The following is a 21,230-nucleotide window of genomic DNA, read 5'->3' as shown; positions in this document are numbered from 1 at the left end:
CAAACGCCCCTCATTGAGGCGGGTGCATGAAGGTCTCGAAGGCGGCCCGCTCCGGGGTGGGGTGCTGTTCGGCCAGACGTGGCAGGTGGACGCGCACGCGGGTCCCTGCTCCCTCCTGACTCTCCAGCTCCATCCAGCCGCCGTGATGCAGGACGATGCCCCGTGACAGGTACAGCCCCAGGCCCATGCCGCCACGGTCGTAGGGGGTCCCCGCGTGGGCCCGGTAGAAGCGATCGAAGATCCGCTGTCTCCGGTCCTCCGGGATGCCGATGCCTTCGTCGTGGATGGAGATCTCCACCTCGTCTCCGTCCGGAGTGAGGGCCACCTCCACGGGCTGCCCCTCGGGTGAGTAGCGCGCGGCGTTGTCCAACAGCTCGGTGAGCACCTGCTCCAGCCTCGCGCGATCGCCGAGTACCCGTGCGTCCGGCCCTGGCCAGACGTGCACCGGGTTGCCGGGGTGGAGGGTGGCGACGCGCGCGGCGGCGGTCTCCACCAGCTCGCGCAGCTTCACCTCCTGCTTCTCGAAGCGCATCTGACCGAGGTGGAGCTGGGAGGCGTCCAGCAGCGTGCGGACGACCCGATCCATCCGGTTCACGCCACGGTTGATGCCCTCGAGCGCCCGGCGCAGGGAGGGCGTTGGCTTCTCCGTCCGCGAAGCGAGCTGAGCGAAGGACTTCATCACCGCCAACGGTGTCTTCATCTCGTGCGCGGCCATCCTCACGAAGTCGCCCTGGAGGCGCTCCAGCTCGACGGCCTGGGTGATGTCGCGCCACACCGACACGACGGCGACGACCTGGCCGGACTCATTGCGGATGGGGGCGGCATTCAGCCGTACGGCGAGCTGCCGGTTGCGCTGGGGTGGGGAGATGAGGAGGTCCGTGTCGTCCACCTGCTCGCCTCGCATGGCCCGGGGCAGGGGCAGGTCATCGTAGGGGACGATCTGCCCATCCAGGCTGTGGATGGGGTAGAGGGCCTGGTATCCCGTATCCACACGGTCTCCCTCGTACGAGGTGGTCCCGAAGAGCGCCAGCGCGGCACGGTTGGCGAGGGTGATGTTCCCATCGGCGTCGGCCACGATGACGGCCTCGACCATGTTCTCGATGATGGCCTGGAGCTCCGCCGAGCGTTGCCGGACCTGGGCGAGCAGCTGCCGCCGCTCCTCCTCCTGCTGCTGGCGCTCGGTGAGCGTGCGAGCCAGGACCCGGGCCCGTTCCGAGCGGGCCATGGCCACGCCGCTGGCGCCCAGACCCGCCCAGAGCACCACGCCCATGGCCACCACCAGCCACCGTTGGTGGTGCACGGCCGAGAAGAGCGCGGCCTCTCGTGTCGAGGCGAACACCTGCCAGCCGGTATTCGAGACAGTCACCTGGATGCTGCGCCGGCCGCGATCCAATCCCTGCTCGCGCTCCCAGGCGCGCAGGTTCTCGACGGAGATTTCGGACAGGCTCCGCACGGGGCTCCCGTGCTCGCGGGCCCAGGCCACGAGTGAGCCCTCGTGGGGGTGGGCGATGAGCACACCGGTGGGGCTGACGACATAGAAGATCTCCGAGTCGGAGACGTTGGCCTGGCGGACCAGCTCCTGCAACTGGGAGAGATGGATGTCCAGGGTCACCACGCCCCTCAGCCGGCCCTGGTCGTCGAAGAAGGCCCGCGACAGCGTCTCGTAGGTGCGTTGGTCCGACTCGACGTAGGGCTCGGAGATGGCGATGTCGCCCTGGCGCCTCCGCGCCTGCTCGTACCAGGGGCGATGGGGATAGTCGTAGGCGGGGTTGGACCATTCATAGGTGAGGACCAGGGGCCCACCTCGTCCGTGCTCCCTCCGGTGGACGTACGGGCCCATGAGGTGCACCCCAGACCCGAACTCGCCGGGCTCGAACCACACCCCGAGCCCATGGGCGGTACGCTCCGGAGCGGAGGCGAGCATCCGACGCAGCAGCTCCTCGATCTCCCGCTGCTCCCGGAGAGGGCCGACGAGCGCGGCCAGTGTGTTCACGAGTTGCCTGGAGGCGTGAATCTGGGATTCCAGCTCGGAAGCCAGCTTGCTGGCACGGGCCTTCTGCTGAACGAGCGCCTGTCGCTCCTGCCCCTGGCGGGCCATCTGCTCGAACTTGAGCAGCCCGAGCGTGAGCACCACACCCACCACCGTGGCCAGTACCAGGGCGAGCGAGAGCGACCGGCGCGCGGATGCCTGGTGGCGGCCAGAAGGGGGGAGCGGGGACTGATGAGGGGCGCGTGCGCGCTCCCGGTGGATGGGAGACAAGTCTCCTGATGGATGAGGGCGTACGGGGGGACCTGCCAAGGCACGAGCGGGGGCGGGGCCGATCGCGTGCCACGTCCCCCTCGGAGAAGGGGAGAGACTCAACCCTCGTCGGCGATCCCGTACTCCTTCAGCTTCCGGCCCAGCGTGTTGCGGCCGATCTGCAGCACCTTCGCCGCCGCCGTCCGGTTTCCCTTCACCGAGTCCAGCACCCTTAGGATGTGCCGCTTTTCCACCTCGGCCAATGGCAGCAGCTCCCCGGTGCCCTCCGAGCCGGCCGCCGTGTCCCTGCCTTCCACCGGGGCCTGGGGCGCGCCGATCACCTTCGGCAGCGGCAGGTGCTCCTCGAGGATCTCCCCCTCGCACAGCACCACCGCGCTCTCGATGCAGTTCTCCAGCTCGCGCACGTTGCCCGGCCAGCGGTAGCGCTTGAGCCGCTCCAGCGCCACGGCGCTCAACCTCGGCAGCGGCAGCCGGTGCCGCTTCGCCGCCGCCGCGATGAAGTGCCGCGTCAGCCGCTCGATGTCCTCCGCGCCCCGCTCACGCAACGGGGGCAGCACCAGCTCCACCACCTTGATGCGGTAGTACAGGTCCTCCCGGAACTTCCCCTCCGCCGCCATCTTCGCCAGATCCCGGTTCGTGGCCGCGACGATCCGCACGTCCACCTTCAACGTCTGCGTGCCGCCCACCCGCTCGAACTCCCGGTCCTGCAACACCCGCAACAGCTTGCCCTGCACCGGCAGCGGCAGCTCACCGATCTCGTCGATGAACACCGTGCCGCCGTCCGCCGCCTCGAACTTGCCCGGCACCCGGTGGTCCGCCCCCGTGAAGGCTCCCTTCTCGTGGCCGAACAGCTCGTTCTCGATCAGCGACGCGGGCAGCGCCGCGCAGTCCACCTTCACGAACGGCTTGTCCCGCCTGGGCCCGTTGACGTGCACCGCCCGGGCGAACAGCTCCTTGCCACACCCGCTCTCGCCCCGCAGCAGCACCGTGGCATCCGTCGGCGCCGCCTTCTGGATGAGCCGGTAGATGACCTTGAGGGGCTCGGACTCTCCGATGATCCGGTTGAAGAAGTAGCCCACTGGCGCGTGCGGCTGTTCCTTCGCCCGCTGCAACTCCTGGTACAGGCTCGTGCTCTGCAGCGCGTGGCTCACCTGCACCGAGATGGCCATGAGCCGCTCCACGTCATCGTCCGTGAAGCGCCCTCCACCCCGGCGGTTGAGCACCTGCAGCACGCCGTAGAGGGCCCCGCTCGCGTCGCGCAGCGGCACCGCCAGGATGGTGGTGGTGCGGTAGCCCGTCATCCGGTCGATGTCCGCGAAGAAGCGGCTCTCGCCCCGGGAGTCCGGCATGTTGACGGGCTCGCCGTGCTCGGCCACGTAGCCGGCCACGCCCTGACCCAGCTTCACGCGGATCTGTGACACCTCGGGCAGGTGCGCCGCGCGGGAGAACAGCTCTCCCCGCGAGGCATCCAACAACCACAGCGTCCCCCGGTCCGCCTGCATCGTCACCGCGATGCGGTCCATCAATGTCTGCAGGAACGCGTCGAGATCGACCTCGCGGCCGACGAGCCCACCGATGGGGAGCAGGACCTGGCTGACATCCGAGGAAGTGGCCATGAAGGGCAGGGGGGGAAGCTCGAACCCCGAGGGGAGACTATCGCAGTGCGGGCCCATGCGCCCCTCCCCTCACGCGCAAGCCGCTCCGAGGATGATCCGCTTGCCCTCGCGCGCCGGCTCGGCGGCGGCGAAGTAGTTGCGGGCCTCCTCGGCCATGTTCTCCACCATGTCGTCGTTGTGCGCCGGATCATGGTGGAAGAGGAACAGCCTGCGCGCGTTCACCGCCGAGGCCACCTGGGCCGCGTCCACCATGGTGGAGTGCCCCCAGCCCTTCTTGGGGATGCCCTTCTTCCCGTTGTACTCGTCCGGGGTGTACTGCGCGTCGAGGCACAGCGCGTCCGCGCCCTCCATCCACCGCGCCACGCGCCGGTCCAACGTGGCCAGGGCGATCTCCATGTCCGTGGCGTAGACGAAGCTGTGGCCGTCCGCCTCCACCCGGTAGGCCAGGCACCCCTGGGGATGCGGCGCGTCGAAGGGCGTCACCTTGAAGGGCCCCACCTCCACCGTCCGTCCGTGAAGCACCTCGTCGAACGTCATCCGCGAGCGCATGGTGGACAGCGGTACGGGGAAGTTGGGGGGCTCCATCTGCTTCGCGAGCACCGACTCGAGAGCCCGCCCTCCGTCCGGCCCCGGGCCGTACAGCGTCAGCTCCGTGGTGGGCAGGAAGCCCGGCGTGAAGAAGGGGAAGCCCTGCACATGGTCCCAGTGCAGGTGCGAGAAGAAGATGGAGGCCTTCTGGGGCGCGCCCTCGCGCATCATCGCCTCGCCCAGCGCGCGGATGCCCGTGCCCGCGTCCAGGATGAGCCGGTGCCCCTGGCTCGTCACCTCCAGGCACGAGGTGTTGCCCCCGATCCGCGCCGCGTGCGACCCCGACACCGCGATGCTCCCCCTCACTCCGTAGAAACGCACTTCCATGGCCGATCCTCCTCGAAGGCTGGGGCGATCCGTTCCGCCCATCTCGCTCCTCCCTCAGAGCAAGGACGCGGCCAACGCCAAATGGCTGGATTTGCTGGGAATCCAGGGCGGTAGGAGAGGTCGGATGCTCCATTCCGGCGCACCTGGATGGAGCGGACGATCCGATCCGGATCGCCCGGGGGCGCGTGGAGCAGCCGGGCATTGTGGGGCAATGGGCGCACATGGAAGACTCGACGCGCCGCGATATGCGCGGCAAGAGGGGGAACCCCAGCGTGTATCCCGAGCAATTCCGGCTGCCCCAGGTCACCGAGCACGTCCTGGCGTGGCTCGAGCGGCGGCGGCCCGGGTTCGGTGAGTGGAGTGACGAAGTGGAGGCGCAGCTGCTGGCCGAGGCGCGTCTGGCCCTGGCGGATGTGACCCATCGCTTCTCCGAGGTGGCGGAGGATCCCGGCTACTGGAATCGGCTGGAGCGAGGCGTCTTCACGGTGGTGTTGCCGCGCTACTTCCAGCTGGCCCGGGAGCACCATGCGCTGCAACGGCGCAAGTACGGCCTGTGGCGAGGGGGGGATCTGCTCTCGCGCGCGGCCTACACGGGGGCGGGCATCGCCGCGGCGGTGGCGATCGCCCTCACGCGGGTGCCGGACTGGTTCGAGCCGCTGCCCTTCGCGTTCATCCTCTTTGGCCCCTTCCTGCCGGACATGCAGCAGTCCTTCTTCGAGCGCCGCTACCGGAGGCAGCTCACCACGCTGGTGCGGGACATGGCCGTGGAGCAGCAACAGCTCGAGGCCTACCGGCCGTTGGACGAGTCCGACCGCCCGGCGCTCGAGGCCGGGGAGACACCTTCAAAGGAGAAGTCATGAAGCTATCGGGAGAGCAGATCCTCGCGGCCCTGAAGCAGCCCAGGACGCGGGTGCTGTGGCCCCTGGGGGTGGCGTTCTTCGCGAGCCTCTTCGCGTACAACGTGTGCACCGTCTACGTGCGGCCGTACCAGATGGGGGTGAAGCAGGTCATCCTCGGTGGAGAGAAGGGCATCCGCGAGAAGGTATACGGGCCGGGCCTGCACTGGGTGACACCGGGTGCGGAGCGCATGCACCTGTTCCCCAGTGATTTGCAGTTGCTGGAGATGGCGGACAACTCGGCCGAGGTGGGCGAGGGCGCGGACCACCGGGTGGTGCGGGCCATCCGGATCCAGACGTCCGAGGGGTACACGGTCTCGGCGGATGTGACGGTGCTCTACCGCATCGAGGATCCGTACAGGGTCATCACCCAGATTGGCCCGGGGAGGCTGTACGAGGACTCGGCGGTGATTCCGCGCGCGGAGCAGGTGCTGCGGCGGACGCTGGGCGAGATGGACGCGGATGACTTCTACAAGGGAGACCGGCGCGACAAGGCCGTGGCCCAGGCGCAGAAGCTGTTGACCACGGAGCTGGAGCCCAAGGGCATCAAGGTGACGCACGTGCTGCTGCGCCAGTACCGGTACGACTCGCGCTACCAGCAGGCGATCGAGCAGCGGAAGATCCAGGACCAGTCGGTCTTCAAGAACATGGCGGAGACCGCGGCGGCGCAGGCCGAGGCGGACAAGAACCGGATCATCGCCGAGGGCCAGGCGAAGGTGCAGGTGGAGCTGGCGCGCGGAGACGCGGAGGTGGCCAAGCTTCGCTCGGAGGCGGAGCTGTACCGGCGCACCCAGGCGGCGCAGGGCGACCTGGTGGTGAAGCTGGCCAGGGCGAAGGGGATCGAGCTGGAGAACGTGGCGCTGCGCGGCGCGGGCAGCGAGAACATGGTGGGCCTGAAGATGGCGGACGTGCTGGACGGCACGCAGGTCATCGTGGTGCCCACGGACGGGGAGGGTGGGGTGAATCCGCTGGATCTCAACGCGGCGCTCAAGCGCTTCGACGTGAAGGGGATGTGAAGACCATGACGCGCATGGACTTGAGGATGCTGGGGCTGTTCGTGCTGCTGGCGCTGCCGGTGGTGCAGGGATGCGCGTGCCACTCGACGGACTCGAACGAGGTGGGCGTGCTCACGCGGAAGTTCACGCTGGTGGGCTCGCGAGGCGTGCAGGCGGAGACGTACGCGCCGGGCGCGACGTACTTCTTCTTCCCGCCGTTCTCCACGGACTGGAACACCTTCGAGACGAAGCTGCAGAACCTGCGGATGCGGATAAAGGGGGATGAGGAGAAGGGCCGGAGCGACGACATCGAGTTCAAGACGGTGGACGGCAACGACATCGCGGTGGACGTGACGGTGGCCTGGCGGATCGATCCGGCGAAGGCGCCGCACCTGGTCCAGAAGGTGGGGCGCTCCACCCTGGACGTGGAGAACCGGCTGATGCGGCCGGCGACACGAGCGCTGGTGCGGGACGCGTTGAACGTGCTGCGCTCGGAGGACTTCTACACCGCGGACAAGCGTTTCGCGGCGGCGGAGAACGCGCGCAAGCTGATGGAGGAGGCGCTCGCGCCCGAGGGGGTCATCGTGGAGCAGGTGATCCTGCAGGAGCACCGCTTCAATCCCGAGTACGAGAAGGTGATTCGGGAGAAGAAGCTGGCGGAGCAGACGGCGGAGAAGCTGCGCTCGGAGGCTCAGGCGGCGGCGGAGGAGGCCAAGCGCAACCTGGAGTCGGCCAAGGGCACGGTGTCACAGAAGATCGCCCAGGCGCAGGGCGAGCTGGAGCAGACGAAGCTGGCGGCGGACGCGGAGCTGGTGCGGGCCACCAACGAGGCGACGGCGATCCTCAAGGAGGCCGAGGCGAAGTCGAAGGGCATCGCCAAGGAGAACGAGGCGCTGGCGGGAGCGGGAGGCCGGACGATGGTGAAGCTGCGCATCGCCGAGGCACTTCAAGGCAAGCAGATCATCTTCATGCCCAGCGGGCGCGGTGGCGCCACGCTTCAGACGATGGACATGAACCAGATCCTCTCACAGTACGCGGTGAGCAAGAGCGCGCAGAGCTCGGCGAACGGCGGGCAGTGACCGTGTCATGCCCCCTCTCCCTCTGGGAGAGGGCTGGGGTGAGGGTCTTCCCTCGCTTCCCTCACGGCACCTTGGAAGCAGCTCCCTGGACGTCGAGCTGCTCCAATACCTTGTCATCGATCTCGATGGGGGTGCTCTTCTTGAGATTGGCGACGAGGTCGTCGACGGCCCGCGAGCGCCGCTCCATCTTGAGGCGGGCCTCGATGCGAGAGCGGACCATGTCGAAGGTCAGCGTGCCGTCAGCATTCTCAAAGTCCGAGAGATGCTCTTGGTAGTACTTCTGGAGCTCCGCCTCGCTCACGGGCTGATTCTCGAGTGTCGCGGCATGCTTCTGGAGGAGCTTCTGGACCATCAGCCGCTCGAGGGAGGCCAGGACGTCGGGATCCTTGTCCAGCCCCTGCTTTCGAGCCTCCTGCGCGAGCAATTCGACGCGGATCTGGTTCTCGAGAAACTCCTTCTTCCGCTCGGCCGTGGTGTAGCGGGCGCGAATGGCGGGTGGCTGTTCATCGAGCCGGGTCTTGAGTTCTTGGACGGTGATGGTGCTGTCACCCACTCGTGCCACGACCGGATCCTGCTTCTGTGTCTCGCCGGAGCTGGACCCCTTGCAGGCGGAAACCAGTAACAGGAGGGAAACGGCGCCCCGGGAGAGCTTCATGGATTTCATGATGTGATTTCGATCTTAAGCGGCGCTTTCAATTGAACGCGCCGGGGGTCTACCCGCCGGATTGTGTCACGTCACGGGTTGCTTGTCCTGTAGCTGACAGATCTCCTATAGGGGACGCTTCACCCATGGAAGGGGTCGTCGTGTCCCGACAACTCGGTGTTCGTGCATTCCTGGCCCTGTTGCTGGTGGGCGCGTCGTCGCTCTCCTTCGCGGACACGGGGAACGTCACGGTCCTGAAGGTGAAGCCAGGTGAATACACCGCGACGGCGGATGCCCGGCGGAAGGTGGCCCAGGCGTTCTACGCACGGAACTCGGACTCCTACGACTTCCTGGTGGTGTTCCCCGGCTTCGACACCGTCTTGCGCGAGGCTGACGCGGATGGATTCCACACCGTGGGTCTCCACACCCTGGTGAGGAACTCCGTGCAGGGCATCGGGAAGCCCATCCTTCCCGATGAGAGCGGAGCCCTCTTCCACAGTCCCCGGCAGCTCAAGGGCTACATCGACATCGGCACGCTTCGGCCAGCCTCCAAGCTGACATCGAAAGAGGATGCGCTGCAGATTCTCGCCCACGAAGTGGCGCACCAATGGTCGGGAGAGGTCGGGAAGAGCCTCGGCCTGCTGGGTGATGACGATGCCCACTGGAGCTTCTTCCTGAGTTCGAACGCGTCGGTCCTCTATGGCTCGGACTGGCGGGACGACGAGAACGCGACTTCCTCCGAGCAGGGGACCTTCACGGCCGTCGAGTCACGGCGGCGCTACTCGCCGCTCGACCTGTACCTGATGGGCTTCATGGCGCCCGAGGAGGTCCCTCCCTTCCAGCTGCTCACACCTGCGAGCGGGGTCCCCCACCAGGCCACGGACCTGCCTCCGGTCGACGGCACCACCATCAGCGCCACTCCGGCCACGCTCGAGGTGAAGAACCTCATCGCCCTGCACGGCGAGCGGAAGCCCTCGGCGGCGAAGGCCCCTCGTGACTTGCGAGCCGCCTTCATCCTGCTGGTCGAAGAAGGGAAGGAAGCCAGCGCGGAGCAGCTCGAGCATGTCGAGAAGGTGCGGGCCGCCTGGGCCCATCAGTTCTTCTTCCTGACGCGCGGTCGCGCCTTCATGCAGACCGAGCGAGTGGATCGGGCTCCGACGGGCTCCTGGGTGGGTGAGACGCAAGGTCTTCAGTACCTGCTGAATCACAAGACCGATGCGCACTGGCAGGATCATCCGGAGACGGCTGTCCGCGAGACGGAGGCGGTACTCGCCGCGCTGGCGTTCTTCGACGGCAAGGACGGGGTCCGGAACGCGGTGGATGGAGCGGTGACCTGGCTCACCAACCGCACTCCCAGGGATGGCGACGAGCGGGCACGCCGCCTGCGGGGGCTCGCATTGGCCTGGCGCCCCGATGCCGAGGGCATCACCTCGCTCGCGAACGACGCCGACCCCCTGGGGATTCGCTGGGAGGGTGGACGAGGCTACGCTCCCGGTTATGGCGCGACCGTTCTCGACACCGCGCTGGTCGGGCTGGCGCTGACCGAGACGAGTACCGGGGGCGGGGAGAGCGAGCCCTTGAAGTCCACGCTCGCGGGGATCGAGTCCTACCTGCTCGCCCATCAGAACGGTGATGGAGGTTGGCCGGCCCTGGAGCGGGGTCCGAGCCGGCTCGAGACGACCGCGCTGGTGCTCCAGTTCCTGGCCCGGCGTCCCAGGACGGACTCGGAGCTGGATCCCATCTCCATGGCCGTGAAAGCGAGTTACACCTATCTGGGAGCCCACGCGGGGATCGATGGTCTCTTCCGTGACGACCTCGATCTACCGAGCACGACCGCGGAGGTCGCCCTGGCCCTGGTGGCCTGGGGAAAGCTCGGTGCCGAGGATGGCGAGCGGATCATCGCCGCGCTCCAGGCGCAACAGCTCGCGGATGGCAGCTGGGAGGGCTCGGTCTACCAGACCGCACGGGTGCTCCATGTGCTCCGGCTGCTGCAGGTGCCCAACCTCACCATCTCCAAGGTGGAGATCCCCGGTTGCTCCGTGTCGGAGGGACCCACCGGCTGCTCCGTGTCGGAAGGGGCGGGGGCCACCGTGGAAGTGCTGGTGCGCAACACCGGCTTCATCGTCTCCGATGGGACAACGGTCGAGGTCGCCGACTCGAAGAACGCTCTCTTCGCTCCTCCGCGGGTGATCCCGCCGCTCGAGCCTGGGGCGATCGCCAGGGTTCAGATCCTGCTCGATACCAGCGGTCATGGTGGGTCGAACCAGCTGTTCGTGAAGGTCGACCCCTCGGACGACCTCGATGAGATGCGTGAGGACGACAACCTCCTGGCCAGGGATTTCGTTGTCGATCCGGCGCCGAGCGGTGTGGATCTCTTCGTGGTGTCCGGGGATGTGAAGGCCTCGCCGGAGAAGGTGAGTCATCTGCCCCAGGAGCTTCAGGTGACCGCCCTGGTGGGCAATGCGGGTCTCACAGCGGCGAGCGGGGTGGTGGTGTCGATCTCCGCTGGCGGGACGGTCCTCAACCGCATCACCTTGGGGAATCTGGCGGCCCGGACGAAGGACGTCCCGGTGTCGATCCCGGTGGTCATCCCGGGCGGACCGTATCCCGTCGAGCTGACGGTTCGTATCGGGCAGGGGTCGGGCGCGTCCACGGATGTTCGGGACAACAACAACACCGCTACCTTGAAGGTGGAGGCGGAGGCCACCGTGGGCCTCCAGGTGAAGGCCCTCCAGCTGCCGGGAGTAGAGCTGCGCGACAACGTCCCCACTACGAAACAGAACACCACCGTCCCCATCGCGTTCGAGGTCTCCAATACGGGAACGACCGGGCTGAGCGGGGGGCGGGTGGAGGTCCGAGTGGTGGCGGCGGATGGGGTGCGTCTGCTGACGCTGCCAGCGGACCTGCAACCCATCTCCTCCGGGCAGACGCTGCCGGGAACGGTGTCCTGGGTGGCGACCCACGCCGGCACCTACACCTTGGAGGCCCAGGCCATGTACCAGGGCAGTCCTCTGGGAAGCGCGGTGACGGCCACCCTCAGGGTCGAGCCGTCCAACGATCCAGACCTCCAGCTGGGAACGGACGCCATCTCCACGAATCCCCAGCCGACGTTGGAAGGGAAGCGGGCAGATATTCATGTCCGGGTGCGCAACACCGGAGCTTCGGCGGGGCAGTTCAAGGTCGAGCTCTTCCAGGGGAGTGTGACGGGCCCGCTCATCGGAAGTGCCACGGTCGATGGCCTCGCGGAGGGAGCGTCGGAAGTCCTCACTTTCGACTTCACCCCGCCTACCGCGGACCCACACGTGCTGGTGGTGCGGGTCGATGGCGATGATCAGGTGAAGGAGTTCAACGAGAACAACAACATCTCGGCTCTCGAGATCACGCCCCGTTCCATTCCGGACCTGGTGCTCACGGAGGGAGACATCGTCCCGAGCAACTCCTTCCCCCAGGCGGGAGATGCGGTCTCCGTCACCGTCTCCGTCTACAACCGGGGGGAGCAGCCCTCCCTGCCCACCCAGGTGCACCTCTACCGCGGAGCACCCAGGCCGGATGGTTCCAACCTGATCGGCCAGGCCCCCCTCGTGGCGGTCCAGGAGGGAGCGCGGGAGAAGGTTGTCATCCCCTGGTCCACTTCAAGTCTCTCGGGGGCGCAGACCCTGGTGGCCATCGTGAATCGCGATGGCCTGTTCAAGGAGCAGAGCACCAACAACAACCGGGCCGAGCGCCAGGTTCTCATGCAGACCGGTGCGGTTGCACTCTCCGAGCCCTACATCTCGCCCAATGGCGATGGGGTGAAGGAGTCGACCGGGATCTTCTACCGGCTTTCCGAGGGCCACGGTCCCTCGAAGGTGGTCGTCACCGCGCGGGACGGAACGCAGGTGCGGAAGTTCGAGGTTCCCAAGAGCAGTGCGCCCTCCGTTTCGGTTGTCTGGGATGGAAAGGACGAGGCGGGTGGGGTGGTGAAGGACGGCGAGTACCGGCTCGTCGTGTTCGCGAGCGCGGGTGATGGGCAGGACCAGATCGGCGCGGCGACGGTGGTGGTCGATACCAATGGGATCCAGATCGACGATGTCGGGAATCAGGCGCTGAGCCGCCACTCCTTCTTCCAGGACATGGGTGATCTGGTTCGGGCGATGCCGGACGACAGCGGCCTGGTGTACTTCGGAGCAAGTGAATCCACTGGCATCTGCGGCTTCTATATCCAGCCATTTCTCGGTGGAGATCCCGAACTGTTCGCTCAGCTCGGTGTGGCGGGCGCTGGTTATTGCAACATCGAACTGTTTGATTTCGCGGTGTCTCCGGATGGCAATTCCATTGCCTACACCCAGCACAATCCCTCGACGGGCCATGACGAGTTGCGGCGCATCTACCGGGGAGAAACGACGCCGTCTACCCTGGTCTGGAGTTATAGCTCCGAATATATCGTCATTGATCCCATCCGTTTCCAGGCGGATTCGCAGAGGGTCTGGTACGTCTGGAATCCCAGCAATATCGTCTCTTCTTCTCGCCAGATTCGTAGCGTCGACGTGCGGGAAGGGCTGGCCTCCGTCAGGACGGAGGTCAGTGCCTCATACACCAGGAGTGGCGAGACGATCTACGACAAGGGAGTCATCAATGGCTTCCAATTGTCTCCTGATGGAAGGCGTGTGGCTGTCTCTGTTTTGCATCCTGACTCCATGTTCAGTTGCATGAACAGTGTCGACCTCGCTACGCCGACCAGGTCTTCTCTTCTCGAGTGCCAGTACAGGGAATTGGTGAGGGACTCGGGCTGGGTTGATGGCGGTAGAGCCTTCTTCATTGGCCGCTTCGCTCAGGAGTTCTTTGATGGAGGGCTCTATCGGAATGTAGGAGAGCAGTGGGTGCTCCATGATGTGGAGTCCGGGGTGAGGAAGGAGCTCACCACCTCTCCGTTCACGAAGACCAGCTTCGCACTCAGCCCTCGTGGCGATGCCGTGGTCAGTATGGGTTCGGGGCCACCGGGAGGAGTGACGCTCGGTGTCACCGAGCCCATCGTCGATGGCACTCCCAGGGAGTTCGCACGGGTTCCGGGGGTGAAGGACGTGGGGCTCGAGTGGTCTCCCCGCGGAACCTTCCTGCATGGCAGGGTGAGCGGTGAGTCGACGTACTGGGCCATGCACCATCTGGAGAACCTCTCCGCGTGGATCCAGGCTTCCCGCCCCCTCGGCAGCTCCGCCATCTCCTTCCGCGGGACGGCCACCGATCTGAACTTCGACAGCTACGCCATCGCTGTTCGGCCTCTTGGCTCGACTTCCGAACCGGTGGTGGTCGCGCAGCGGCGGGTACCCGTCATCGACGGGCAGCTCGCCACCTGGAACCCGCCCGGTCCCGGCTTCTACGAGGTAATTCTCACCGTCACGGACAAGGCTGGCAACTCAGCCACCCGGACCACCAAGGCCATCTGGTCCGATGCCGCTTCCGCCATCGCCAACCTCTCCGCCGATCCCGTCATCTTCTCGCCGGACAATGACAACATCCTGGATCGGTTGACAGTGAAGTATGAGGTCACGTCTCCCACCTCCGACGAATTCGTCGTGACCAACACCCGGACCGGTCAGCAGGTGCACACCTTCGTGGATGCTCCTCGTGCGACCAAGGGTTTTCACGAGTTCACCTGGGATGGGAAGGTGGGCAACACGCGTATCGACGACGGCGACTATTTGATCAGCGCGGCGCGAGCCAGCGCGGCGTTCGTGGTGGATACGGAGGACCCGGTGGTGCACATCGCGCCGGGCCAGCAGCTTCCCAGGGTCAACGAGCGGTCCATTTTGATCAACAGCGCCACGACGCTTGCCTATCCCCCAGAAGGCAGGCCCGTCGAGATCCCCTCGGTGCAGGTCTGGGTGGCCTCGAGGACCGAGGAGAAGCATCCGGAGGATGAAGCGCTGGAGGCGGTGTCCGAGACGGATTCCGTCGCGATCAAGCGCGATCATGGATTCAACGCCAAGACGGGTGATGTGATGTGGTCCGTCCTGCCCGAGGAGCTGCGGGGGAGCCAGGTCCGGATACGCGCCAGGGATATGGCGGGTAATACGGGCGAGAGCCCCCGGGTCATCGTACCCGAGCGGCTCTTCCTGACTGGCATCGGAGAGGCTTCCACGTTCGATTCTGGTGGGACGTTGATCCATGACGGGCGGACCATCCCGCGTATCGATCTGCTCCGCAGGGTGCAGAACGAGATCCTGGTGGATCACCTGGGCTTGCCCGACCCGACGGCCGCCATCAATCCCTCAAGCTTCACCTTCAAGCCCCAGCGTTATGCCTTCGCGCTCGCCAACACCGTGGGCGTGCCCATCGTCTCCTACGCGGTGTCCTACCCGTCTCCGGTGACTGGCGCCACGGTGGTTGACTATACGAACGTGGAGATGCTCGCGGAGGATGCGATCGTCTGGGATGCGAGCACCCTTCCGGTGCGTGCCTTCGACCTTCAGATCATTGCCACGGATGCCACGGGGCGGGTCTTCTCCACGAAGGTTCCCTTCGTCCCCGGCGCGCTCGTGGACACCTGCATGGCTTACAAGGGCGGAGCGGAGGTGGCGACGATCACCACCTCGCTCGCGCGTGGCATTCCGCGTGATGAAGAGCTCGACTCGGGGGCCATGCTGGAGTTCATCCCCTATGGCGGCACGACCTCGGAGATCCGCGTACCGGTCGCCCTCGGCAGTGTGGTCATCGACAAGAACCTCCGCTACACGACGGAAGTGCCCACCCAGGGGCTCACGAAGTGTCTCTATACGGTTTCGCTCCAAGGAAAGCGTATCGATAAGAGCGATGTCGAGGGATCCGGCATCCTGAATGTCTGCGGGTTGATCGACCTCGAGGCTGCCGCTGGTTCCTCGCAGCAGTCGCTCAGCCTCGTCGAGACGTTCCGCAAGCCGGTCCAATCCGTCGAGGTCTATGTCACCGACGAGGACACCGGTCTCTCGCGCCTGGTCAGGACCCTCCCCGGGTTCGACGGCCTGGCCGCGGAGGTGCCTCTTCCGGGGCTGTCGTGTGGGGAGCGGAACCGGTTGCGTTTCGTGGCGAAGCTGGCCGACGGCACCGTGCTCGACAGCGCTCGCGATGAGCAGACCATGCTCGACCTGTGCGAGGAGCGCGCGCCTGAGTGCACCCAGATCGATATCAACATCAAACGCCGCGCGGATGCGGCCGTCTGTGCGTCACAGAGCGCGATCTACGACGTCTCGGTCCAGGCCAGTACCGACGTCCCGGGCGGCTGGCAGAAGCTCGAGGCGTGGCTGATCACGCCCACGGAGAAGCGCGTCAAGCCACTCGAGCTCACCCGGAACCCTTCCGGTACCCTCTGGACCAAGGACGTGCCGACCGAGGACGCGGACCTCCAGGAAGGAGAGTTCCTCGTCGAAATCATTGGCACGACGGCCAGGGGAACCCGGCACAGGCGAGTCTCCACCCCCAATGGGAGTTCGGTGATCGTGGACCGGACGCCAGCCTTGTTCACCCTCTCGGTGCCCGCGAGTGGTGAGCAGTTCTGCCCGGTGGCATCGAACCTCTCCAACGGAACCCAGGGGGCGACTTTTGACTTCAAGGGGCTCCTCTCCGACCAGTGGCTCGAGTTCGCTGAGCTGGAGATACGGTCCACCGGGAGCAATGAGGCCATGACCCTGCCTCTCTTCCACGAGCCGAGTCCGGAATGGACGTTCATCAATGGCTCGCTCGGGAAGATGGATGCCGCGAAACTGCCTCCGGGCTCCTATACGCTCACTGGCTTCGCTCGGGATGCCAGTGGCGGCTCGGTGTGCCTGACACCGCGCCCTCGCATCTTCCATGTGAGTGATTCCATCCACCTGGATGCGCTGACGGTGGCTCCGGTCCTCTTCAACCCGGGTCCGTATGGGACCGACCACAAGGAGACCCGGGTGAGCTACTCCCTGGATGCTCCTGGGAATGTGACCGTATACGCCATCAGTGAGACGGGAAATCGCTCGGAGATCCTTCCCACTGGGGAACAGTCCACCAGGCTCGACGGCGGCTTCTTCTGGGATGGAAGTGTGAAGGGGGGGGAGGTCTTGCTCGATGGGAAGTACACGCTCCAGGCGGTGGCCGTCGACGCCTGCGGCCGCCAGTCCGTGAAGTCCACACAGGTGGTGATCGACACGACCAGACCCGTGGCCCGGATCGATGCTCCAGTGGCCGGGGCTTCCGTGGGGTCTGTCATCCAGGTCACGGGGCAGGCAACGGATGTCAACTTCAAGAGCTACTCGCTCTTGTTCGAAGGACACGACACCGCCTTCAGTTCGGAGGTGTCCGCGACGGGCATGCTCGGAACGGTGAGCACCGCTGGCCTCGGGGTGGGTGAGCATACCCTCGTGTTGAGGGTCGAGGATCAGGTTGGTTTGATCAGTGAGGCGAAGGTCAAGGTCCAGGTGCAACCCGGGAGTGTGATTGCTGGTTTCTCGCTCACGCCCGATCTCATTTCCCCCATTCAGGAGGGCAAGACGGTCGTTGCCACCATCGCGCTGCGGCAGCGCGCGACGGTGGAGTTGCAGATCGAGACCAATGACGGCTCACTCAAGAGGCTCTACGGACCGATCCTCATGGACCCCCTGCCCAGTTCCACCAAGGAGGTACTGCCCTCGGAGCGCTTCGACGACCTGAGGCTCAATGTCGATCGCGATTACGAGGTGAAGCTCATCGCCACCGCGGAGGGGAGTGCACTCACGGAGACCGCTATCGCCCGACTCGCGATCGATCGTACCCCGCCCAAGCTCGAGGTGACGGCACCGATGGCGGGTAGCCGCGTGCCAGGGCGCGGAGACGTGGTGGGCCTCGTCTCCGACCCCCATCTCACCAAGTGGGCGGTGACCTACGGTCTGTCGGAACCGGGAGTGGAGATCGGCAGCGGCCACCAGGCCCGGGCAGCGAACAGCACCCTGGCCCATTTCGAGGGGCTGCCGGACGGGAATCAACGGATCATGCTGACCGCCTGGGATGGTGCTGGCAACAGCTCCAGCTTCCCGGTGAGCTTCATCTCCGATTCGACGCCGCCCCGGATTGCCTTCCTCTATCCCTTGGAGGGGGAGTACCTCTCCTCGGAGCAGCTCACCGGCTCCAAGATGGTGGGGGGCCGTGTGTCTGGCGAGGATCTTTCCGAAGTGATGCTCTCGGCCGAGAGCGGCGCCAGCTCCCAGGAGATAGGCAAGCTCGTCTCCCCGGTGGAGGGGGATGTGCAGTTCCCCTGGTCCCTTGCCACCGAAGGGAGGGTGACGCTCGTCTGGACGGCCAGGGATCTGGCTGGCAACGACGCCCAGGCCAGGATCTCCGTGGTCGTGGACAACACGAAGCCGGACGCGCAGCTCACCGCGGCCGAGGTGGGTGCATCTTCCATCAAGTTCAAGGGCACCGCGCGCGATACCAACCTCGAGCGTTACACACTGGAGCTCGCCAGTGGTTCTTCCACGGGGGCGTTGCTCTTCAGCGAGATCGCCTCGGGCACTGCGTCGGTGGAATCGGGAGTGCTGGGCGAGTTGCCAGTGCTTCCCGCCGACGGCGTCTATACCGCCCGGCTCACCGTCCTCGACCGTGCGGGCAATAGCCGGCAGAGCAGTCCCTTCGAGTTCGTCGTCGACACCCAGCCCCCGACGCCTCCGGAACTCCTCGTGAGCGTGAAGCCGGGACGGCGCGTCGAGCTCGCCTGGTCCGAAAGCAGCGATGCCTCCGGCATCAAGCAGTACAAGCTGAAGCGCGCCTCCGGCGCGGGCAGCTTCAAGGAGGTGGCAACCCTGTCGGGCACCACCCTGTCCTACGTGGATGCTCTCACGGCGAATGGCTCCTACCGGTACGTCGTGGTTGCCGTCGATCAGAACAACCTCGAGAGCGCCCCCTCCAACGAGGAGTCCGCCGACGTCAACATGCCGGTCGTCTCCATCAGCAAACCAGCCACGGGTACGGTGGTCGGTGGTCGCGTCGAGGTGATGGGAAGCGCCTACGCGGTCGAGAACTTCAAGGAGTACCGGCTCCTCCTCGGTGAGGGCCCCGCGCCCACGGCGTTCACCCCTGTCCTGTCATCCTCGCGGGTGGTCTCCTCCCACGCGCTGTTGGGGACGATCGATCTCTCCAACAAGACCGAGGGTTCGTCGTGGACGATCCAGCTCGAGGCCGAGGACACCCACGGTAACGTGGCAAGGACGAAGGTCACCGTGTCGGTGGACAACGTCGCGCCGAACCGTCCTCAGTGGGCCTCCGGGACTCCGTCCATCTCGGGCTCGAACGTCACCTTGAGCTGGGTGCGCAATTCCGAGGAGGATCTGGCCGGCTACCTGCTGTTCCGCAACGGCGCCCCGGTCAAACCTTCCGACGTGTCCTCGCCCACCGGGCCCGAGGACTACCTCCTGACCTCGGAGACCTACTTCGACAAGGATGTACCGTACGGCACCCCCATCTACGAGCTGCAGGCCATGGACAGGGCCGGCAATCTGAGTGAGCGCTCGGAGCCGAAGTCGGTCACCCTGAATGCGCGCACGCCGGTGGCGGAACTCGTGTCCCCTCCATCGATGGCGCGTATCTCCGGGAAGGTCGCCCTGGAAGCGAAGGTGAACGGCTTCGATGTGACCCAGGTGCTGTTCGAGGCGCGTGCGGGGAGCGAGACGGCCTTTACCCGGCTGGGTGTCGTGAAGAGCCCTCCCTTCACCCTGGAGATCGACTCGGAGCGCTTCAGCTCGGACGCCGTGGAAGTAAGAGCCGTGGCCTCCGACGCATCCGGCGTCGACCCGGCTCCGGTCTCCGCCTATTACTTCCGGGGTACCAGCCCCATCGCTCCGGTGCCCGTGCTCAGGGCCCAGGGCAGTGACATCTACGTGGACTGGACGGATTCGAATCCGGCGGACAAGGTCGTGGGCCACTTCGTCACGCGAGCTGGCATGCACCTGCCAGGCTTCATCGGTGTAAGGCCGATCGCGGAGACGATCGTCGCTGGCTCCGGAAACGGGACCGCCGCATACGATGAAAACCAGTCCACGTCCTGGGTCTCCACTGCTCCAGAGCATCGGCGCTGGGAGATGCAACTCCGCGACGCGGTGCTCGTAGAGGAGATCTCCGCGTCATCGGCCAGTAGCGCCAGTGACCAGCGGGCCAGTCTGTGGGTGAAGGTGCGTGGTCTCTGGGTGCTTCTCGCAAAGAATCACGACCCGTCCACCTCCGTGACCTTGACTCCGCCGCTCGAGGTACAGGCCGTGGCGTATGACCTCACCCCGGCGTCTTCTTCGAATACGGTGGGCCTCACGGAGGTGTCACTCGAGACGCTCCCGTTCATCACCGGTCCGCGTCCGATACTGGATCCGTTGCAACTCTCCAACGGCACGCGGGAATACACCGTCACGGCTGTCTCTCCGTTCGGCCTCACCACGGATGGGAAGGGGTTCATCACCACCTATACGCCAAGCCTCGATGCGCTGGCGTCGGACGTGGTGCCAACTCCCTCCGTGGTGGTGAAGGGCTCCCTCTACCCCTCCAGCCCACTTCCTTCGCAGGCCACCCTCCAGGTGTTCCGGAGCCAGACGCCCGAGCCCCTGCTCGTGGCGGAAGGCAGTGTTGGCTGGGATGGCAGGTTCGAGATTTCCACGCCGCTCGTTCCGGGGGAGAACACGCTCTTCGTCAGGGCCAGATACCCGGCCGACAACGTCAGTGCCGACTCCGCACCGTTGAAGGTGAACCGCCAGTCTCCGCCGACCATCAGGCTGACCGCGAACGAGAGCTCCACCTCCCAGGTGGATTTCAAGATCGCGGTGGAAGGAGATGGGGCTGCCTTCGTCAAACGCTACGAGGTCATTCGTGTGCGTGGCTCGACCGAGGAGAAGCGCTTCTCGTTGCCGGCAGTGCCCCCGCCCCCCGGGTTCTCCGAGAACGGCCTGAGCAACGGGCTCTACCGCTACACGGTGGTGGCGTTGTATGAGGGGGGGCTCGAGGCCGCGACCTCCAACACGTTGTTGTTCGAGGTGAAGCCGCCGGCGAGCGAGATTCCCGAGGCACCTCGGCTGGTCTCGCCCACCAGGGCGGGGAGCCCGGTGACCGTCGCGACTCTCGTCAACACCATCTCGGGTCTGACGAGCCCGGATACGACGGTGGAGCTCTTCGTCAATGGCCGCTCCGCTGGAACCGTCACTCCCGAGGGTTCCGCCTCCAGAGCCGTCTCCACGGCGCTGCCGTTGAAGAATACGCCCTCGGGGTACTACTCGCTGTCGAACGACGGAAGCGCGATTGCGTACCGCTTCACTTCGACCACGAGCAGTGGATCCACGCCGGCCATCGGAGTGGAGGACCTGTCCACCCACGACGTCAAGGTGCTCACCCTGTCCGATGTGCAGTTCAGCGGCACTCCGTTCCTCTCGCCGGACAAGACCCGTGTGGCCATCACCGCGACTTGCCGTATCGCCACGGGGGCGCTTTGCAGCGGCGCCATTGACAAGACTGTTCTGCTCGTTGGCGAAGTGGCCTCGAACACGTGGCGGAAGGTGGCTGCCACCAGTCCCGAGCGCATCACCGCGGTCGCCTGGTCTCCGGATTCCGCCCGTGTTGCCTATTCCACCATCAAGGAGAATTCGGGCCCGGTGTTGGCGGTGGGTTCCGTGGTGGAGCCGGAGCGGATCCTCGCGTCGTTCATGTGTGCTGGGTGGGCCGCCAGCGCGACCTGGAGCGGGGATAAACGGGTCATCGCCATCTCCAGTGGCATGGTCTCCGGCCTCCTGGAATGGGACATCGACAAGACGAATCCCGCTGATCCATGCGACCCGAGCGCGCGTCGCACGCTCCTGAGCTCCTCGTCCATTGAGTACGACATGCGGTACGGCACGCT

The 21,230-nt window shown here is 66.0% G+C and carries 8 protein-coding genes (1 of these 8 cut by a window edge); 4 read left to right on the top strand and 4 right to left on the bottom strand.

Annotation, left to right across the window (positions count from 1 at the left end; translation table 11 throughout):
- Positions 1 to 10: 10 nt before the first annotated feature.
- From NR810_RS00710 to NR810_RS00700, 3 genes are all read right to left on the bottom strand, one after another.
- Positions 11 to 2,260, bottom strand: coding sequence for an ATP-binding protein (locus tag NR810_RS00710; RefSeq protein ID WP_257446217.1), 2,250 nt, complete (start codon positions 2,258 to 2,260; stop codon positions 11 to 13).
- A 98-nt stretch (positions 2,261 to 2,358) separates the two neighbouring features.
- Positions 2,359 to 3,933, bottom strand: coding sequence for a sigma-54-dependent Fis family transcriptional regulator (locus tag NR810_RS00705; RefSeq protein WP_257446214.1), 1,575 nt, complete (start codon positions 3,931 to 3,933; stop codon positions 2,359 to 2,361).
- A gap of 12 nt (positions 3,934 to 3,945) precedes the next feature.
- Positions 3,946 to 4,791: an MBL fold metallo-hydrolase gene (locus tag NR810_RS00700; protein WP_257446212.1), complete on the bottom strand. Its 846-nt coding sequence runs from the start codon at positions 4,789 to 4,791 to the stop codon at positions 3,946 to 3,948.
- A gap of 272 nt (positions 4,792 to 5,063) precedes the next feature.
- On the opposite strand from NR810_RS00700, the gene NR810_RS00695 reads away from it, so the two are divergent.
- Genes NR810_RS00695 through NR810_RS00685 form a run of 3 tightly spaced genes read left to right on the top strand, consistent with a single transcriptional unit; the run spans position 5,064 to position 7,761 of the window.
- Positions 5,064 to 5,651, top strand: coding sequence for a hypothetical protein (locus tag NR810_RS00695; protein ID WP_257446210.1), 588 nt, complete (start codon positions 5,064 to 5,066; stop codon positions 5,649 to 5,651).
- Positions 5,648 to 6,703 (top strand): SPFH domain-containing protein, encoded by a 1,056-nt coding sequence (locus NR810_RS00690; protein ID WP_257446208.1) that lies wholly within the window; start codon positions 5,648 to 5,650, stop codon positions 6,701 to 6,703. Before NR810_RS00695 ends, NR810_RS00690 begins: the two co-directional genes overlap by 4 nt.
- A gap of 5 nt (positions 6,704 to 6,708) precedes the next feature.
- Positions 6,709 to 7,761, top strand: a complete 1,053-nt coding sequence (locus tag NR810_RS00685) for a prohibitin family protein (RefSeq protein WP_257446207.1) — start codon at positions 6,709 to 6,711, stop codon at positions 7,759 to 7,761.
- Between the two features lie 61 nt (positions 7,762 to 7,822).
- Here NR810_RS00685 and NR810_RS00680 read toward each other — a convergent pair whose 3' ends face one another.
- Positions 7,823 to 8,425 (bottom strand): peptidylprolyl isomerase, encoded by a 603-nt coding sequence (locus tag NR810_RS00680; RefSeq protein ID WP_257446205.1) that lies wholly within the window; start codon positions 8,423 to 8,425, stop codon positions 7,823 to 7,825.
- Positions 8,426 to 8,565: 140 nt separating this feature from the next.
- Between NR810_RS00680 and NR810_RS00675 the strand changes: the two genes are divergently transcribed.
- Positions 8,566 to 21,230: the 5' portion of a CARDB domain-containing protein gene (locus NR810_RS00675; protein ID WP_257446203.1), read on the top strand. It continues 4,117 nt past the right edge of the window; only the first 12,665 of its 16,782 coding nucleotides appear in the window; its start codon is at positions 8,566 to 8,568; its stop codon lies off the right edge, out of view.

Source organism: Archangium lipolyticum (assembly GCF_024623785.1).
Taxonomy (GTDB): Bacteria; Myxococcota; Myxococcia; order Myxococcales; family Myxococcaceae; genus Archangium; species Archangium lipolyticum.
The sequence above is the reverse complement of the archived record's forward strand: the minus strand, read 5'-3'. Positions and strand labels throughout refer to the sequence as shown.

Bases quoted from the DNA above. Each gene is read 5' to 3' on its own strand.
- NR810_RS00705 (WP_257446214.1), bottom strand. From the start codon at position 3,933: ATGGGCCCGCACTGCGATAGTCTCCCCTCGGGGTTCGAGCTTCCCCCC.
- NR810_RS00700 (WP_257446212.1), bottom strand. From the start codon at position 4,791: ATGGAAGTGCGTTTCTACGGAGTGAGGGGGAGCATCGCGGTGTCGGGG.
- NR810_RS00690 (WP_257446208.1), top strand. From the start codon at position 5,648: ATGAAGCTATCGGGAGAGCAGATCCTCGCGGCCCTGAAGCAGCCCAGG.
- NR810_RS00685 (WP_257446207.1), top strand. From the start codon at position 6,709: ATGACGCGCATGGACTTGAGGATGCTGGGGCTGTTCGTGCTGCTGGCG.
- NR810_RS00680 (WP_257446205.1), bottom strand. From the start codon at position 8,425: ATGAAATCCATGAAGCTCTCCCGGGGCGCCGTTTCCCTCCTGTTACTG.